The organism is Trichococcus collinsii, from assembly GCF_900107505.1.
Classification (GTDB): domain Bacteria; phylum Bacillota; class Bacilli; order Lactobacillales; family Aerococcaceae; genus Trichococcus; species Trichococcus collinsii.
Genome location: NZ_FNQH01000002.1, coordinates 42,890 through 61,556 on the forward strand (window position 1 = coordinate 42,890; position 18,667 = coordinate 61,556).

15 protein-coding genes and 1 pseudogene are annotated in these 18,667 nt (G+C 45.2%); 6 read left to right on the forward strand and 10 right to left on the reverse strand.

Annotated elements, in window-relative coordinates; all coding sequences use genetic code 11:
* Positions 1-252: 252 nt before the first annotated feature.
* The 4 genes from BLV66_RS04540 to BLV66_RS04555 are packed head-to-tail and all read right to left on the reverse strand — an operon-like array spanning position 253 to position 3,455.
* Positions 253-819 carry an RDD family protein gene (locus BLV66_RS04540; RefSeq protein ID WP_245826755.1) on the reverse strand — a complete coding sequence of 189 codons (567 nt, stop codon included), beginning with the start codon at positions 817-819 and terminating at the stop codon, positions 253-255.
* Entirely contained in the window at positions 819-1,859 is a 1,041-nt protein-coding gene (gene sppA, locus BLV66_RS04545) for a signal peptide peptidase SppA (RefSeq protein WP_086987610.1), read from the reverse strand. Before sppA ends, BLV66_RS04540 begins: the two co-directional genes overlap by 1 nt.
* Before the next feature lie 25 nt (positions 1,860-1,884).
* On the reverse strand, positions 1,885-3,084 hold the full coding sequence (locus BLV66_RS04550) for an AI-2E family transporter (protein ID WP_086987609.1): 1,200 nt from the start codon (positions 3,082-3,084) through the stop codon (positions 1,885-1,887).
* Positions 3,085-3,095: 11 nt separating this feature from the next.
* Complete coding sequence (locus BLV66_RS04555; protein ID WP_176974139.1) at positions 3,096-3,455, reverse strand: PTS glucitol/sorbitol transporter subunit IIA; 360 nt, start codon at positions 3,453-3,455, stop codon at positions 3,096-3,098.
* Positions 3,456-3,629: 174 nt separating this feature from the next.
* On the opposite strand from BLV66_RS04555, the gene BLV66_RS04560 reads away from it, so the two are divergent.
* From BLV66_RS04560 to BLV66_RS04570, 3 genes are all read left to right on the forward strand, one after another.
* Positions 3,630-4,661: a lactonase family protein gene (locus BLV66_RS04560; RefSeq protein WP_086987607.1), complete on the forward strand. Its 1,032-nt coding sequence runs from the start codon at positions 3,630-3,632 to the stop codon at positions 4,659-4,661.
* Between the two features lie 175 nt (positions 4,662-4,836).
* The gene (locus BLV66_RS04565) at positions 4,837-5,739 is read left to right on the forward strand and encodes a VOC family protein (protein WP_086987606.1); all 903 of its coding nucleotides are present in this window, start codon (positions 4,837-4,839) and stop codon (positions 5,737-5,739) included.
* A gap of 4 nt (positions 5,740-5,743) precedes the next feature.
* Positions 5,744-6,361 (forward strand): flavin reductase family protein, encoded by a 618-nt coding sequence (locus BLV66_RS04570; RefSeq protein WP_086987605.1) that lies wholly within the window; start codon positions 5,744-5,746, stop codon positions 6,359-6,361.
* A gap of 103 nt (positions 6,362-6,464) precedes the next feature.
* On the opposite strand, the gene BLV66_RS04575 is transcribed toward BLV66_RS04570, so the two are convergent.
* Entirely contained in the window at positions 6,465-6,974 is a 510-nt protein-coding gene (locus tag BLV66_RS04575) for a PTS sugar transporter subunit IIA (RefSeq protein WP_086987604.1), read from the reverse strand.
* Positions 6,975-7,191: 217 nt separating this feature from the next.
* Here BLV66_RS04575 and BLV66_RS04580 point away from each other — a divergent pair, with 217 nt between their 5' ends.
* Positions 7,192-8,013 carry an undecaprenyl-diphosphate phosphatase gene (locus BLV66_RS04580; RefSeq protein WP_086987698.1) on the forward strand — a complete coding sequence of 274 codons (822 nt, stop codon included), beginning with the start codon at positions 7,192-7,194 and terminating at the stop codon, positions 8,011-8,013.
* A 258-nt stretch (positions 8,014-8,271) separates the two neighbouring features.
* Positions 8,272-10,221 carry a heavy metal translocating P-type ATPase gene (locus BLV66_RS04585; RefSeq protein WP_086987603.1) on the forward strand — a complete coding sequence of 650 codons (1,950 nt, stop codon included), beginning with the start codon at positions 8,272-8,274 and terminating at the stop codon, positions 10,219-10,221.
* Between the two features lie 151 nt (positions 10,222-10,372).
* Here the strand turns inward: BLV66_RS04585 and BLV66_RS04590 are convergent, their stop codons facing one another.
* Positions 10,373-11,734: an aspartate kinase gene (locus BLV66_RS04590; RefSeq protein ID WP_086987602.1), complete on the reverse strand. Its 1,362-nt coding sequence runs from the start codon at positions 11,732-11,734 to the stop codon at positions 10,373-10,375.
* Positions 11,735-11,946: 212 nt separating this feature from the next.
* Here BLV66_RS04590 and BLV66_RS04595 point away from each other — a divergent pair, with 212 nt between their 5' ends.
* Positions 11,947-12,309 carry a DUF4828 domain-containing protein gene (locus BLV66_RS04595; protein WP_168173136.1) on the forward strand — a complete coding sequence of 121 codons (363 nt, stop codon included), beginning with the start codon at positions 11,947-11,949 and terminating at the stop codon, positions 12,307-12,309.
* Positions 12,310-12,471: 162 nt separating this feature from the next.
* Here BLV66_RS04595 and BLV66_RS04600 read toward each other — a convergent pair whose 3' ends face one another.
* The 4 genes and pseudogenes from BLV66_RS04600 to BLV66_RS04615 form a co-directional block, all read right to left on the reverse strand.
* On the reverse strand, positions 12,472-14,886 hold the full coding sequence (locus BLV66_RS04600; RefSeq protein ID WP_086987601.1) for a glycogen/starch/alpha-glucan phosphorylase: 2,415 nt from the start codon (positions 14,884-14,886) through the stop codon (positions 12,472-12,474).
* 18 nt (positions 14,887-14,904) lie between these two features.
* Positions 14,905-16,345 (reverse strand): annotated as a pseudogene (gene glgA / locus BLV66_RS04605) (glycogen synthase GlgA).
* A 17-nt stretch (positions 16,346-16,362) separates the two neighbouring features.
* Complete coding sequence (gene glgD / locus BLV66_RS04610; RefSeq protein ID WP_086987600.1) at positions 16,363-17,508, reverse strand: glucose-1-phosphate adenylyltransferase subunit GlgD; 1,146 nt, start codon at positions 17,506-17,508, stop codon at positions 16,363-16,365.
* Entirely contained in the window at positions 17,495-18,643 is a 1,149-nt protein-coding gene (locus BLV66_RS04615) for a glucose-1-phosphate adenylyltransferase (protein WP_086987599.1), read from the reverse strand. The genes glgD and BLV66_RS04615 overlap by 14 nt, the downstream gene beginning before the upstream one ends.
* Positions 18,644-18,667: the final 24 nt, after the last annotated feature.

Sequence of the window (18,667 nt, forward strand, 5' to 3'; positions counted from 1 at the left end):
GTGCGCTACCACCTCGTCCGGTTAAAGCAAGCTTCCCCGGAGGAGAGGGAAGCGTGATATATGTTCTCCGATGAGCAGGTTCTCACCGGAGGACATTCTGTTTTATACCGCCATTCTCCTGCGAACGACGGCATTGCCGTAGTTCAACACTATTATTCACGGTTTCCTCCGGCCAGCCTACAAAAAAAATTTAGCACAACACAAAAAACGGCATGCGGCCGATCACTACCGGTCGCATGCCGTTCTATTTCTTTAGTAGCCTTCCTGCAAAGCCCTGATGCTGTTTTCCGTCACGACCGACGTGTCACAAAGCATGTCGATCGGATGTTGTTTCTTGTTTTGGAAGGCAGCGACCAGATAGATCACAGCCACGATTTTACCGATATATCGGCCGACGCCTTCGCGAATCAGGACGGTCTGCCAACTGAGTTTTTCTTCTTTAAAGCAGACGACACGGATGCCGAAAATCATTTTCCCAACTGTTTGGCCGTTTGTATATTTTGTTGTCAGTATGAAATATCCGACAAGGATCAACAACTGAAGAAATCCGAACAAGGTCAAGGGATTGTTCCCTAGCATACTGATGCCGCCCAAAGCGAAAATCGGCTTGATCAAAATCCCCACCAACGCCTGCACAATCAGCAAGTCGACGAGGTAGGCAAAAAATCTGATCCAAAAACCGGCGAATACGTAATCCGGATAGCGGTGAAACGGTCGTTCCTGCTGATCGGAATAGCGCTCGGCTTCCTCCCAGGCTATTTTCTTTTTGCGGATTTCTTCCAAACGTTCTTCATGCGTAGTGGTTTGCTCTTCCATCATCACTCACCTCCGTAGAGATAAAGCAATCTCGGAGCGGCGGTTGTCCCGAAAGTGTCACGTAGCAGCTGCAGTTCAGAAAGCGTCTGATTATCCTGACCAGTCAGTTTGGTAGCCGCCTGAGCGAACAACCAAGAAAAATCGGAAAACAGGCTCGGTGTCGAAGTGTAGTCGAATACTTCCGCATCCTCGAGGTCATAGGCGGTTTTCATCGCTTTCAATGCATCATCCGTGTAGGCTATCTCATCCACCAACCCTAACGCTTGCGCTTGGGTTCCCGAATAAATCATGCCGTTCGCAACAGCGCGGACCTCTTCTTCCGGCATGTTCCTTCCCGTCGATACGACAGTGACGAAGCGCTGATAAGCCTCATCGACGTATGCCTGAAGCAAAGCACGCTCTTCTTCCGTCATATCCCGATCCGGCGACCCAATGTCCTTGAGGCTGCCTGACTTGATCGTATTGTATTCGATACCCAATTTTTCAAGAAGGCCCGAGTATTCGATTGCTTGCATGATGACGCCGATCGAACCGGTAGTCGTTTCAGCTGTAGCATAAATTTTATCCGCACCAGCAGAAATGTAGTAGCCACCGCTTGCGGCCGTTCCTTGCATCGAAGCATAGACCGGAAGTTCCTTTTCAGCAGCAATGCGGTACAATTTATCGTGCGCCTCCGCACTTTCATATACTCCACCACCCGGGCTGTCCACTATCAGAAAAATACCCTTGATCGTGTCATCCTCTTCGATGGCTTTCAATTGCTCCAGGAAAAGGTCGTGATCATAACTGGAGCCATCAGTCAGCATACTGCCTGTACCTGATTGAATCGTACCTTCGATATGCAGAACCGCAATCCGATTGCTGGCATCGCCACTTTCCATAACATTTTCCTGCAGGCTCGTTCCTGGTATCAGATTGCCGGTAAGCTGGCTGAGGGAGTCTTCCGTTTGGTCAGCCAACCGGGTCGACAGAAATTGTGAGCCGATTGATGCCATGAAAAGCACAAGCGCGATTGCCACCGCAATCCATCTCTTTTTGTTCATCAAGCATTACCCCTTTTCGTTTCGATTATTCTTGAACATAATCCTCGTCTGGTTCTTCTTCGACTTCAGGTTCATCCAAATACAATCCGGAAATTTCCTTGTACCAATCGAAGATGTGCATGAACAGCACTTTAAGGACCGCATAACCGGGAATGCCTAAGATGAAACCGCTCAGGCCGAACAGTTTTCCTGCCGTAAGCAACACGAAGATAATTGTGACGGGATGGACCTCGAGATTGCTGCCGAGTACCTGCGGCGAAATCACGCGCCCCTCGATGAATTGCTCAATCGAGAAAACCAGCAGTACCTTTGCCAACATCAGCGGAGAATCCACTATTGCAACAATCACAGCGGGAACCATCGCAATGAAGGAACCCATATACGGGATGATATTCAAGAAGCCTGCGAGTATCCCCAAGACGATGCCGAATTTCATTCCGATAATGGCATAGCCTATGACGAACATCAACCCGACAAAGAAGGCGACCGTTATCTGACCGCGGACATATTGGCTGATCTGCGTGTTGATTTTCTTCAAAAGTTCACCGATCGATTCCCGTAGATTTGTCGGAAAGAATTGCAGAAAAGTCAGTGGCAACTTATCCCCTTCCTTCAGTAAATAATACAAGATGATAGGCATCGTGACGATTCCCACAAACGCATTCGTCAAAATCCCTACCACACTGCCTAACCCGCTTACCGTATTCGATAAGACCTCGTTCAATTTCGCAGAAATACTGTTAAAGATGTCTGCATTGATTTGGTTAATCTGATCCTGAAGGGAAGTAAACCAATCATAATTGACCAATTCAATCGTCATGGTCTCGATTGCCTGCCAATAAGCCGGAAATTCGCGGACAATGCCTATCGTCTGATCGCGGATGATTGGGATCAGAATCGCAAATCCCCAAATCATCATCAGCAACACCAGTACAAAGGCGATCCAAGTGCCTACAAAACGTTTGATTCCTTTTTTCTCCATAAGTGTGACCAACGGATTCAACATGTAATAAAAAATACCCGCCATTATCAGCGGAAAGCCGATGACACTGAAGAAGCTGCCTACCGGTCCCAAAAGATGGGAAATTTTTGAGAATACCAAAACGATTAGGAGAATCAATAAGATAATTAGAAGAACAGTTACGAACTTATTGTTCAGAAACCATTTTTCGAACCACGACAATCGATTCCCGGATTTCGTCCCTCTACGTGGAGCTCTTTCCATTGGACTCACCTTCAATCTTTCTTCTTATAAGTAATGGTGGTACCGTCCGTTATTGTGGGCAAAATGTAAGGAGTCAAATAAATACTTGTTTCCAGGCGTTCGTCATCCCAATTTTTGAAAAACATAGTTGTGTGGCCGAGCGACTGCAGATTTTTCAGGACATGCGTACCTATATAGGATATGCGGTATTCCTGGTCGTCAAACAATATCTTGTCCCCATCTGACAGTTCGAACCATTCCTGCGGCTCCAAAAAACGATGGATGACGGAAACCTCCTGCAATGTTGCCGTTGCGCTGTCATCGAACAAGATGATCATCGGTTCCTTTATATCTATTGCTTTTTCTCCAATTTGAATTACTTTGCTTTGCATTGACATATCCCCTTTTCAGACACTTTTTACAACTTCTATTCTATCACAGTTTATTTGGCAAACCATTGATTATGCCATTGAAACCAACTTTATTTGCTTTGGAAGCTTTTTCCCCTGTAATTGTGAAGGGCATTTGTTATAATGGAATTATCATAATATATAGGAGGTCTTTGGATGGAACAAGTTTTATATCTTGGCTCTTACACGAAAAGAGAAAGTAAAGGGGTTCATCAAATCATTTTGGACACCGATAAAAAAGAATTGCGTGATTATCGCTTGATTGCGGAAGTCGACAGCCCTACTTACCTGGATTTATCTGCAGACAAAGAAACACTGTACGCGATTTCCAAAACGGACGAAGGCGGCGGCATCACTTCTTTTAAGAAAAATGAAAACGGAACCTATGACAAGGTAGCTGAAATTTCTGCCGAAGGATCTGCGCCTTGCTATATCTACTTCGACGAAGACAAAAAATTGATCTTCACTGCCAATTACCACGGCGGATACTTGACTGTCTACAAAGAGAACGCTGATGGTTCCTTTACGATGACTGACCGTGCGCAACATGAAGGTTCAAGCATCCATGAAAACCAAAACATTCCGCATGTGCATTACAGCGCTCTTTCTCCGGATAAAAAATACTTGCTGTCATGCGATTTGGGAACCGATGAAGTATATACCTACACAGTTTCCGATGAAGGCAAACTGACCGAAGTTGCCCGCTATAAAGCGACTCCGGGCACTGGCCCGCGTCACTTGGTTTTCCATCCGAACGGAAAAGTGGCTTACTTGTTCGGCGAATTGAGCAGCGATGTCGAAGTATTGGCTTATGATGCAGCAGCAGGCACTTTCTCATTATTGCAAGTCATCACGACTATCCCTGAAGAGCATACCGGTTTCAATGGCGGCGCGGCTATCCGCATTTCCGCTGATGGCAAGTTCGTTTATGCTTCCAACCGAGGTCATGATTCATTGGTTGTCTATGCGGTATCCGAAGACGGCGAAACATTGTCATTGGTGGAATATGTACCGACTGAAGGAAATATCCCCCGTGACTTCAACTTGGATCCAAGCGGCCAATTCGTGATCGTGGCTCATCAGGATTCCGATAACCTGACTTTATTCGAACGCGATACAGAAACAGGCAAATTAACGTTGCTGCAAAAAGACGTCTACGCGCCAGAGTGCGTCTGCGTGTTCTACTAAAATAAACAAGAGAAGCATTTTCCTTCACGTTCGGATGAACGTGGAGGATTTTTGTTTTCGCTTTGTGTATCCCGTCGCATTCAACGCACAAATCGCTGAGCAGAATAGTTACCTCGCTGAGCCACTCTCCTGTATACTCGACTTATGGATTATTTGAACGGAGGTTGGAGCTTACATGATTACCGGTTTTCACCATCTCACCGCCATCACCAAAGATGCGGAGAAGAACAAGACATTCTATACAGATATCCTAGGGTTACGCCTCGTAAAACGGACGGTCAATCAGGATAACTTGACCGATCCCCATCTTTTTTATGGGGACTACAAGGGAACTCCTGGTACGATTTTGACCTTTTTCGAGTTGCCCAAAGTCGGCCATCGTCACGAAGAAGACAGTTTCATCCACGAAGTGCTATTGAAGATTCCTCAAGGCAGTCTTCTATTCTGGGAAAAACGCCTGACCGCGAGGGCCGTTCGTTTGATTGAAAACGATGATGAAGGATGTACCTTTCTGGACCCTGACGATATGAAAATCAGTTTGGTCGAAGTAGCCGAAATGATTGCAGCCAATCAGGCGACGAACCACAGCGAGGTGCCAGCCGAATACCAGATCATCGGAATCCAAGGCATTCATTATACCGTGTCAGATGTAAAAAAAACCGAGGCCTTTTTCCACGATGTGCTGGGCATGCTGCTGACAGATCATATTGCCCATCCGAGGTCTTCCCCGGATGAGAAAAGTCGGCTGATTCAGTCCACAAGCCAGAAGCCTTCCCGTCTCGGCAGAGGAGCCATCGACCATATTGCTTACAACGTTCCGGACCGCAAAGATCTGGAGCAAATACTTGAAAAGGCAAAAGAAAATAACATTACCGTAGAAAAAATCATCAATCGCGGTTACTTCCAAAGCCTTTATCTGCGCGAGCCGAGCGGATTGCGCATCGAGATTGCAACCGACAAACCTGGCTTCACATTGGATGAACCATTGGCGGAACTCGGGGAAACATTCGCTCTCCCTGATTTCCTGCAACCAAAACGAAAAGCGATCGAATCAACTATTCTGAACAGAAAGAAGTGATCTCATGCAGCATTTCAATAGCGAAGAACTCAACACAAAACAGATGTACAAATTTTTGACCGGGAGCATCATTCCCCGTCCAATTGCTTGGATTACCACTCAGAATCCGGAAACACAGATCGTCAATGCCGCACCCTTCAGTTTTTTTAGCGTCGCCTCGAATGTGCTGCCGCTGATCAGCGTAGCCATTCTGAGGAATGACGGAAAAATCAAGGATTCTGCCAAAAACCTACTGGCTTTGGGACAAGGCGTCGTCCATATCGTCAGCGAAGACTTGGTTGAGGAGATGAACAAGACGGCCGCTCAACTGCCCGACACCGAGAGCGAAATCGATCTGACGGATTTGACAATGACTGCCAGCAACACTATCACTGTACCTGCCATCAAAGAGGCGAAAGTACGGATGGAGACAACTGTCCACCAATATGTTCCTCTGACGGATGCGGATGGCAACGTGCTTACGGATCTTTTCATCCTGCGCGTCGTAGATTTCTTTTTCGATGAATCGGTGTTCGATCAGGAAAAACAGTATGTTTTGGCCGACAAATTGGAGCCGGTCGCAAGGCTGGCTGGCAACGACTATACAAAGCTCGGAGAGATTTTTTCGCTGCAACGTCCTTAACGGATTTTCGGTTTGCAAAAGTCGACTCTCAGGGATCTTTTCCGCTTAACTAAAAAGCTTCATCCGGCAAATCTCCGGATGAAGCTTTTTTAGATAGATGAAATTATTCCTTTGGCAGGACGCTTCCTATTTCTGCTTTAACGGCAGCATCGCCAGTCACATCCAGGCTGAAGTTTTTAACTTTATCCATATTTGTGATGACAACGACCATCGCGGAATCTTTGCCGGCTTCCTGCAGTTGTACTAAATCCACTTTGGCTATCAGAGTGTCCGCAGTCACAGCTTGGCCTTCCTTCACGAAGATCTCGAAGGGTTTCCCGTTTAACTCAACCGTATCCAACCCCATGTGCAACAAAAGTTCCAAACCGCTGTCCAATAAAATGCCCACAGCATGCTTTGTCGGAAATACGCTCAATACTTTACCTTTTGCTGGTGAATAGATGTTTCCGTCTGCAGGAATGACTGCGAAACCGTCACCCATCATTTTTTGGGAAAATACTGGGTCTGCAACATCAGAAACAGGTACCACTATCCCGTTGGCAGGTGCATACAAAATTTCCTTCTCAACCGGCAGTTTTCCCTTTTTTTCATCCTTTTTAAAAAAGCCAAACATGCTATCGCCTCTTCCTTGTTTAAGTGAGCTTATGTGAAAATTGGTATACTTCATTTTAACATAAACAGACAAGCATTGTGAATTTTTTTAGCACCGCTTACATTCAAAAACGCTCTTTCATTCCTTAAGAATCCATGAAAAGGATTGGCTAATCTTTTTCATTTCGCTATACTAGATGATGGAGTATCAAAAAAATGCACAACAGAAAGGATATTATATGGAATTTATGGAAATACTGAAAGCAATTATCCTCGGCATTGTAGAGGGTATCACTGAATGGTTGCCAATCAGCAGCACGGGCCACATGATCTTGGTTGACGAGTTCATCCAATTGGATCTTTCGCAGGCATTCAAGGAGATGTTCTTCTATGTTATTCAGCTAGGTGCCATCCTAGCGGTCGTCGTCATTTATTTTCACAAACTGAATCCCTTCTCTCCAAGAAAAACGAAGGAAGAGAAGACACAGACTTGGGATATCTGGAAAAAAGTAGTCATCGGTTGTATTCCAGCAGCAGTCATCGGCTTGCCATTGAACGATTGGGCGGACGAAAATCTCCTGAACGCAACTGTTGTGGCTATGGCGCTGATCATCTACGGGATTTTGTTCATCGTTATCGAAAACAAGCATAAGGATCGCGAACCAAGCATCACTGAATTCAGCGAGTTGACTTATATGAAAGCTTTCCAGATCGGTTTGTTCCAAGCTCTATCAATCATTCCGGGAACCTCTCGCTCTGGTTCCTCCATCCTAGGGAGCATGGTTTTGGGCACTTCGCGTTTCATCGCGACGGAATTTTCTTTCTTCATGAGCATTCCGATCATGTTCGGGATTAGCTTTTTGAAGATCATCAAATTCGGTTTTGACTTCAGCGGACTTGAATTTGCCGTTCTCTTGTCAGGCATGCTCACAGCTTTCCTCGTTTCGATTGTTGCTATCAAGTTTCTGATCGGATATCTGAAGCGCAATGATTTCAAAGCGTTCGGTTGGTACAGGATTATCCTTGGTGCCATCGTTCTGATTTATTTCCTGTTTGTCTAAAAATAATTTTGGCCATCCTTTTGGGGTGGCTTTTTATTTTCTCTCCCAGAACATTATTAAAGCTTATCGATAATCATTATAATCTAGCGCCGTTCATTCCCTTTCTGATTTTATTGCTGTATGCAATTTTTCGCCTCTTAAAATTGTGTCTGATTTATGGACAATGAGAATGAGATTCATTTCTGTTTGATTATAATGATTATAATCTAGGCTTCTTTAGTGCTATCATGAAGGCATATAAGGAAGGAGTGTCAAATAATGAAAGACTTATTCAAGAATAAAGCGATGATCGCAACCACGATCAGTGGCATTCTCATCATTCTTGGCATTGTGTTGCAATGGCAAAACTTTGATACAACTGCAGCCATCATTTTCGTGCTATCGTTCATCATAGGCGGCTATAAACAAGCAAAAGAAGGATTCATCGATACAGTAGAAAATAAGCACCTGAACGTCGACATACTGATGGTGCTTGCCGCAGTTGGCGCCTCGCTTATCGGCTACTGGATGGAAGGTGCACTGCTCATCTTTATCTTCTCGTTATCCGGTTCACTTGAGGAATACGCGACCGATAAAAGTACGCAAGCGATCACTGCATTGATGAACATTGTCCCTGACACTGCAAAGCGAATCAACCCGGACGGATCGATCGAAGACGTTGCAGTCAAAGATCTGAAAGTCGGCGATAGATTAATGGTTTCTAAAGGTGCTAGCATCCCAATCGACGGAACGATCGCATCGGGCCAAGGCTTGATTGATGAAGCCGCCATTTCCGGCGAATCCGTACCTGTCGAAAAGACTGTTGGCGATGATATCTTCGGAAGCACGATCAACTTGAGCGAAGCGTTGACGATGACTGTCTCGAAAGAATCCAAGGATACCTTGTTCGCCAAAATTATCCGTATGGTCGAAGAAGCGCAAAAGACCCCTTCGAAAACAGCAAGCTTCATCAACCGCATCGAAAACACCTATGTCAAAATCGTCCTTGTTTTTGTTCCGGTAATGATCGCTGTGTTTTACTTCATCCTGGATTGGGGCTGGAATGAATCATTCTATCGCGGTATGGTGCTGTTGACGGTCGCCTCCCCTTGCGCATTGGTGGCTTCGGCTACTCCGGCTGTCCTTTCCGCCATTTCCAATGCAGCCAAGCACGGTATACTGTTCAAAGGCGGTATTGCGATCGAGAACTTCTCCGCGATGGACTGTATCGCATTCGACAAAACAGGAACGCTGACGGAAGGCAAACCTGTAGTGACAGAAGCTAGCTATTTGGCAGGCACGGATGAAAAACACATCATGTCCGTTGTATATGCTTTGGAACATTCCTCCACCCATCCGATTGCTTCAGCGTTGGTCAAATATCTTGACACGAAAGACTATGAGAAGTCGCAGATGGATACTATCCAGGATCTTACCGGTTTCGGATTGGCCGGCGAAGCATTCGGAAGCCAATGGAAAATTGGCAAAAAGTCCTTCGTCGTTAAAGATGACTTGAACGATCCTCCGTTTGTAAAAGAGGCTTTTGCGCTCCAGAACGAAGGAAAGACCGTCATTTATGTTTCGCAGGATGATACGGTCGTGGCTTATTACGCTTTATTGGATACGCCCAAGTCAGAGGCAAAAGACATGATCGCCTTTTTCAAAGCCAATGGTGTCCATACGATCATGATCACTGGCGACAATGAAGCAACTGGGCAAACGATTGGCAAGCAATTGGGTGTGGATGAGATCCGAGCAAACTGTCTTCCCGAAGATAAGACAACCATCCTGAAAGATCTTCAGTCGAAATATAAATTAGTCGCGATGGTCGGAGACGGCGTGAATGACGCCCCCGCACTGGCAAATGCCGACATCGGCATCGCTATGGGCGAAGGAACGGACATCGCAATGGAAACGGCAGACGTGGTGCTGATGAAGAATGAACTGGACAAATTAGAATATAGCTATGGGTTGTCGAAGAAGCTGAAAAAAATCACTATGCAGAACATCATCTTCTCAATCACCGTCATCCTCATTCTGATCTTGTCAAACCTGTTCCAACTCATCAACCTTCCGCTCGGCGTGGTCGGACACGAAGGCAGCGCAATACTGGTCATCATGAACAGTCTGAGACTCCTGGCAAAAATCCCTACCCATCACTTTCAAGGTACTTCAAAACCTGATGGAAAGACTCCCAATCCAACACAGGTACCGTGCCCGGAAAAATAAACTTACTGATGTAACCTAACAAAAAAAAGAAAGCGTTCGGGCCCCGAACGCTTTCTTTTTTTTGTTAGGTGAAGCCTCTTCGATAACTTACCGGAAATTTTAAAAACAGGCATCGATGAATTTTACATCAATGCCTGTTTCTGCTTTTAATTTAGTCTTTTTTTGCTGGAAAGAATGCATCGTACAGAACTTTGACTGCTCTAGCTTCGTCCTTTTCGTCAATTCCAAACATGATGCTGACTTCTGACGAACCTTGGTTGATCATTTCCAGGTTGATGTCCGCTTCAGCAAGTGCGGTACAAGCTTTCGCTACTGTCCCGACGGAATTGACCATGCCTTCGCCAACGATCATCAATAAGCAAATGCCGCCCTTGACTTGAACATCGTCCGCTTCCAACTCGTTCTTCAAGCGATACAATAATTCTTGTTCCTGCTGCATCGTCATTTGATTGGCGCGCAAGATGATCGACAAATCGTCGATACCGGATGGCATGTGCTCGAAGTTCAGATTGAAATCTTCGAAGATCTGCAGCACTCTGCGACCGAAGCCGACCTCTCTGTTCATCAGGTATTTGCCGATGTAGATACTCATGAAGCCAGTCGAACTCGCGATACCGGAAACGATCTGCTTGTTTTCAGGCTTCGTTCTTGTGATGCTGGTACCTGGAGCAGACGGATTATTTGTATTTTTGACGACTACCGGGATTCCGGCACTGAAAGCAGGCTGCAAAGCTTCATCATGGAAGACTGAAAATCCGCTGTAGGATAATTCACGCATTTCTCGGTAAGTGAGTTGCTTGATTTTTTTCGGATGTTTGACCATCTTAGGGTTTGCAACATAGATGGCATCCACGTCCGTAAAGTTCTCATAAAGGCTGGCTTTAACACCGTTGGCGACGATTGCGCCGGAGATGTCGGATCCCCCTCTTGAGAAGGTAAGCAATTGTCCATCCTTCGTGTAACCGAAGAATCCCGGGAACACGATGATTTCTTTCGAATCCCGCAACGCATAGAGATTCTTGAAGGATTCCGGTAATACGCGTGCATTCCCTGGGTTATCGGTTACCAATAGGCCGGCATCCTTCGGGTTTACGTATTTGGCTGGTACGCCCTCTTTATTGAAAAATGCAGCTACAAGAATGGCGCTATTGTCTTCACCGCTTGCTTTGTACGCGTCCAGCGCATACAATTCGTTGTAGAATTTCGTCTGGATCAATTTATCATAGTTTTTGGAAATGATGTCCATAACGCTCGGATCGATCTCCAATTCATCGACGATATCTTGATATCTTTTCAGAATCGTCTTCAGGGTTTTTTGATGATCTTCTTTATTTTGTACCTCATCGGCTAGCTTGATCAGCAGATCCGTAACCTTCTCATCGGAGTCATTGCGCTTTCCGGGTGCTGAAACGACCACAATCCTTCTGTCTGCGTCATCTTTCACAATCTGCAAAACTTTTTTCAATTGAGTTCCATTCGCAAGAGAACTCCCGCCAAATTTGATAACCTTCAAACCAAACACTTCCTCACTTGATTTCTTTAATCTTTTTTTAATTTTGTAATTGTATTTTCATTTATGCTTTAGAATATCATCATATCATGGCTATGGCAATTACCTTTTCAAACTTTACATCATTTGTAACATATTTGTATTGTTAATGCTATGGCCATTTGCAAAAAAAGGAATATACTATGAGTTAACTTAATGTGGGAGGTTTCAAATCAGTGAAAAAAAATAATCCTTGGAGGATCGTAGTCGGATTATCCGTAATCGCAAGCATCAGCTCTGCTTTGTTCAAATCAAATCGCAATGCCGGTAAGAGCCAATCAACATCGTACACTCCTTACATCGGCACATGGAAAAACGACGCACAGTCCTTGAAGGTTGAAATTACTGATAATCTGGAGATTCTCCTTAACAACAAAAAATTAAAAGCAACCCTTGAGGAAGCCAAACCCAACGAATTGGTCTTCCGCGACCACTTCGGCTATTATCTGATCCTGAAAAAAGATACGTCCCCTACGCTGACCATCTACGATGAGGCAGAAGAACAGGAATTCTACTTCAAACGTGAAACCGATAAATAACGAATCGCTTATGTAACACCGCCCCTAATCAGGGGCTTTTTTTTTTTTGGAAAGGGGCGACTGTGAACGGATGTATAACATGAGCATGGATAAATTTTATTTATTCATGTTCATAAACGCAAGCAAGGGCTGCCTCTAAAATGAGGCAGCCCTTGCTTGCGTTTAGTTAAATTTTGACCCGGACTGTGGTTTGATCTTCCAGATTTCATCCGCGTAACGCAGAATCGTGTAATCTGATGAAAACGGCCCTGAGCTTGCAATATTCATCAGTGCCATCCGGTTCCACCTGTCTCTGTCGGAAAAGGCCACATCCGCCTCATATTGCGCTTGCAAGTATCCATCAAAGTCCTTCAGTAGGAAATACTCGTCGTTGTACATGACCAACGAATCGAAAATATCCCGACCTTCCGTCTCGACACCTGGAATCGTGCCATCAATAAGCAGATTCAGGATACGTTTCAAACGCGGATTCTTGTCGTATACATCTCTGGAATTGTATACGCCATTGCGATAGTACTCTTGTACTTCATCACTCTTCAGCCCAAAGATGAAGATATTGTCATCACCAACATTATCTCTGATTTCAACATTGGCACCGTCCAACGTTGCCATCGTGATGGCACCATTCGACATAAGCTTCATATTGCTGGTACCGGAAGCTTCCTTACCGGCAAGAGAAATCTGCTCACTGATATCGGCTGCCGGGATGATCAGTTCTGCCAATGAAACGCCATAGTTCTCAACGAAAACAATCTTGATTTTATCTTTGATGGAAGGGTCATTGTTAATCAGATATGCAATCGAATTAATCAACTTGATGATTTGTTTTGCATAATAATAACTAGGCGCAGCCTTTGCACCGAAAATGAAGACACGCTTCTGAAGATTAGCATTGGGATTATCCTTCAGTTGCAGATATCTGTCCAAGATATGCAGCACGTTCAATAGTTGGCGTTTATAAGCATGCAATCGTTTGATCTGCACGTCGAACAATGCAGTCGGATCGATTTCGATGCCCATCTCTTGCTCCACATATGCCGCAAAACGTTTTTTGTTTGCCAGCTTGACTTGCTCCAGCTTGTCTAAGACCATTTTATTGTCGCGGTGCGCTTTCAGGATTTTTATCTCTTCCGGATCGCTTTTCCACTCCGTACCAATTGTCTCATCAAGCATCGCAGTAAGATTTTCATTCGCGATTTGGACCCAGCGTCTTTGCGTGATTCCATTGGTTTTATTGTTGAATTTTTGCGGATACATCACATAGAAGTCATGCAGTGTATCAGCCATCAGGATGTCAGTATGCAATCTAGCGACGCCATTGACGCTATGACTGCCGATGATCGCAAGGTTAGCCATTTTGATCTGTCCATTAGCGATTATGGCAGTGCGCTGGGATAATTCTTCCCCATATAAAGGCGTTTTCTTATCGATATGACGGCGATTGATTTCCTGAATGATCTGGTAGATACGCGGCAACAGATCCGAAATCATCGTTTCCGGCCAACGCTCCATTGCTTCCTGAAGAATCGTATGGTTGGTATAGCTGACTGTTTTCTTCGTGATTTCCCACGCTTGGTCCCAAGTCAACCCTTCCTCATCCAACAGAATCCGCATCAATTCAGGGATTGCCAAAGTTGGGTGCGTATCGTTGATGTGGATGGCAATTTTATCCGGGAAAAGGCTCCAATCCAGATTTAATCGCTTGAAATAGCGGACGATACTTTGGATGCCAGCAGAGGAGAAAAAATATTCCTGCTGAACGCGCAAGAGACGACCTTCATAGTTGGAATCATCCGGATACAATACTTCGGTGATGCGTTTGACTTCTTCACGTTGCTCTTCCGTCGAAAAACGCGCTTCATCACCATAAGGTATTTCTGCCGACCAAAGCCGCAGATTATTTACGATGCCATTATTGTAGCCGACTTGCGCCGTATCGTAAGGAACCGCGAGGATATCACGAGTATTTTCGTGACGCACACGCAATCTGCCGTCCCCATCCTCCTGCGTAAAGCTGACATCTCCGCCGAAACGGACGATGACGGCTTTGTTCTCTTTTCTGACTTCCCATACGTTCCTGTTACGGAGCCAATTCTCAGGCAATTCAATCTGATAGCCATTGATAAATTTTTGTTTGAAAAGACCATAACGGTAGCGGATTCCGTTGCCGTTTCCGGCAAGGCCGGTCGACGCGATCGAATCCATGAAGCAGGAAGCCAATCTGCCAAGTCCACCGTTCCCTAAGGCCGGATCGACTTCAGCACGCGCTACTTCATCCAAGTCCAAGCCCATATCCTCCATGCCTTGTTTGACACAGTCCAGTATCCCCATATTCAGGAGATTACTTTTCAACATTCTTCCTGGCAGGAACTCCATCGAAAAGTAATAGACTTGCTTTTCCTTTTTCTTGTTGTACTCCGTGATTGTTTGAATCCAATCCTCGGAGTAAAGTCCGCGGACCAAGTCACCCAAAGCTATGTACTGTTCCGTTTTCGAGCCCGCCTCATAACCGTAAGCGAATAATTCCTCAAATTTCTTTTGATATTCTTTTTTGAACTCTTGAACGTCAAATGCCATATATGCTTCCAACTCCTCTTATTCGTTGACTAATGACTGATAGACGTCCAGATAATCCTTGGCAGGTTCTTTCCAGCTGAAATCGCTGCTCATTGCTTCGCGAACCATTTCTGCCCAGGCTTTCGGTTGGTTCTCATATACATCCAGCGCACGATAAATGGTTCCGAGCAGTGCATAGCCACTGAAATCAATGAATGTGAACCCAGTGCCCTCTCCTGTGTAGGAATTGTAAGGGACTACTGTGTCTTTCAAGCCTCCCGTTTCATGCACAATCGGCAAAGTACCATAGCGCAAGGAAATCATTTGTGACAAGCCACATGGTTCGAATGCGGAAGGCATCAGGAACAAATCCGCACCTGCGTACATCTGCTGTGCCAAGGTGATGTCAAAATCGATGACCGCCGCAAAGCGATCAGGGTATTTTGCGGCAAAGTAACGGAAGGAGTTCTCGTATTCCTCTTCGCCGGTACCGAGAATAGCAATCTGCACATCCCGGGCATTCAATAATTCCTCGGTTTTTTCCTGCACAAGTTGATAACCTTTTTGATCAGTCAAGCGTCCGACACTCGTGATCAACGGGATGTCAGGATTCACTTCCAATCCCAAACGCTCCTGTAGGGCCGCTTTATTTGCCGCTTTACCGGTCAAATCGTCTACTGAAAAATGGAATTCCAGTTTCGGATCGGTTTCGGGATCATTGACATCGTAATCGATTCCGTTGATGATGCCCCTGATTTTCCAACTGTTATAGCGCAAAGTACCTTCCAATCCTTCACCGAATTCTTGTGTCTGAATTTCATTTGCATAGGACGGGCTGACCGTCGTGACAACGTCAGAGAAATTGATGCCGCCTTTCATGAAATTGACGTTCTCATAATACTTCACGCCAGCTTCATGATAGATGTTCATGCCGGTACCGAAAATGCTGGTCAGAATGGATGGGTCGTACACGCCTTGGAAACGGATGTTATGGATTGTGATGACTTTGCGGATGCCTTGATACGCTTCGACCCAATGGTATTTATCCACAAGCAGAACCGGAACCATGGCTGTATGCCAATCATTCACATGGACGACATCCGGGATGAAATCAATTTTTTCCATCATTTCGCAGATCGCCAAGGAAAAGAAACCGAATCTTTCGGCATCATCCATTTGACCGTAGAGAGATGGACGATTGAAATAGGCTTGATTATCGATGAAATAATAGGTCACGCCTTCCAATTCCAATGTTTTCACACCGCAATACATGCTTTTCCAACCGACCTGTACGCGGAAGTGCAGCAATTCTTTGATATCTTCTTTGTATTTCGCAGGCATGGTCGAGTAATACGGAAGCACTACCCGGATATCCACGCCTTGTTTTACTAACTCCTTCGGCAATGCATACGCGACATCGCCGAGACCACCTGTTTTAAAAAAAAGGAGCAGCCTCACTTGCGGCAAATAAAATTTTCATCGTGCGCATCCTTCTTTCTAAACGGTAATTGTTCTATTTTTTTCGATCACGACAAGATTATCTTTTGTGCCTTTCAAAGTCACGCCGGGTCCGACTGTAACATTTTTGTCCAGAATGCAATATTCAAGGATTGCACCTTCACCGATTTTAGAGCCTTGCATAATCATACAATTGTGCACTTCAGCATCCTTAGCGATGTTGACTTTACGGAAGATCAAAGAATTCTCGACCGTCCCCTCGATGACACAACCTGTAGCGAATTGGGCATTTTTCACATGTGCCCCTTTAGCATAATAGGTTGGTGCCCCATTTTTAACCTTTGTGATGACGTTTTGGCTACCGTGGAACAGCGCTGAAAATTTATTTTTTTCCAGCATTTCCATGTTCGCGTTGAAGTAAGCCGGGATAGAGTCGATATCGGCTAAATAGCCTGTATATTCGTAGGTGCTGATTTGGTATTCCGGCAAATAATGTTCAATCAGTTTGTCCGCATCGAGTTGCACGTCTTCCAGTTCGGCGCGTTGAATCAGCTCCAGCATCTTATCGACTCTCATGAAATACATATTCATGTCCAGAGCTAAACGGTCAAGTTCAGCAGCAGTATCTTCTGCATTGATAAGATGAAGCAAGTATTCATCGCGATCAATCAGAAGCACTTTTTCCTGCGGTCTCTCCTTAAAGAAAGTTTTAGGAACAGTCTTGTAGAGAACGGTGATATCGCCTTCCTTTGCCAAATGATGCTGCATAACCGCTTTGATGTCGACATTGGCCAGGATTTTGCTGCCCATGACGACAACGTATTCGCCTTTAGAGCGCTCAATGAATTCCTTATGGTTCTGATAAAAATCTGGAGCATCACCATTTTTTTCTTGGACCGCTTTCAGCATTTGTTGAGAATAGGTAAAAATCCCGCCGGCCAAGCCGGACTCAAGGTCCCATGTGGATCCGCTGCGAATATGGTCATAGATCGAGCGTCCGCTTCCTGCGATGAACATGCCCACTGATTTGATTTCAGCATGGCTGATGCTTGAAAGATTGAAATCGATCAGGCGATAACGGCTAGCGAACGGCAAAGAGGCAATCGGGCGGACATGTGTCAAAGGTTTCAACGCCGTCTCGTCCTCGGTTAAATTTAAAATGGCACAAATACTATTCATCTTCATCTTTCAGTCCTCCTATAACTTCAGCATATCCGACAACTTCGATTTCACCGTTCTTGCCAATGACATTCGCATTGTCGGCGATTTTTGCATTTTCCCCAATGATGGCATGCTCGATTGTGACATTCTCTCCGATTGTTACGTTCGCCATGATCAAACTATCGCGTACCACTGAGCCGTTACCGACCCGAACATTCTGGGAAAGAATCGAATGGGTAATTTCCCCTGCAACGTAGCAGCCATCAACAATCATGGAATCCGTCACATTGGATGTCTCTGTCAAGAATTGAGGAGGGGACACCGGATTTTTTGAATAAATGCGCCATTCTTCATCCCGGATGTTCAAGGTGTGATTTGGATCCAGAAATTCCATATTCGCTTCCCATAGGCTTTCGATGGTACCGACGTCTTTCCAATAACCATCAAACGCATAAGCGAAACAATTTTCGCCGTTTTCAAGATAGGTAGGGATGACGTTTTTGCCGAAATCTTCCATTTCGCGTTGTTTCGCCTGATCCTCAACCAAATATTTACGGAGTACCTGCCAATTGAAGATATAGATCCCCATGGATGCCAGATTGCTTTTCGGTTCTTTCGGTTTTTCATCGAATTCGATGATGCGGTTTGTCTGATCTGTGTTCATGATGCCGAAGCGAGGTGCTTCTTCCATCGGAACAGGGATAACACCCACTGTCAAACTGGCATTGTGCGCAATATGGAACTCCAACATATGGGAGTAGTCCATCTTGTAGATATGGTCACCAGACAATACCAGCACGTATTCCGGATTGTATCTGTCGATATAGGCGATATTCTGGTATATGGCATGAACAGTCCCCTTGAACCACTTTTCGCCGTCCGCACTCGAATATGGCTGAAGGATAGTCACTCCACCATCTCTGCCGGTCAATCCCCACGACTCACCATTTCCGATGTGTTCATTCAATTCCAAAGGTTGATACTGTGTCACTACCCCGACTTTATTGATGCCTGAGTTAGCACAGTTACTTAAAGCAAAATCGATTATTCGATATTTTCCACCGAACGGAACGGCCGGTTTGGCGGTTTCGCGTGTCAATTTTCCAAGCCGAGTGCCTTGCCCTCCGGCTAATATCATTGCTACCATTTGATTTTTCATAGTATCAGGAAGATTGCCTCTTCC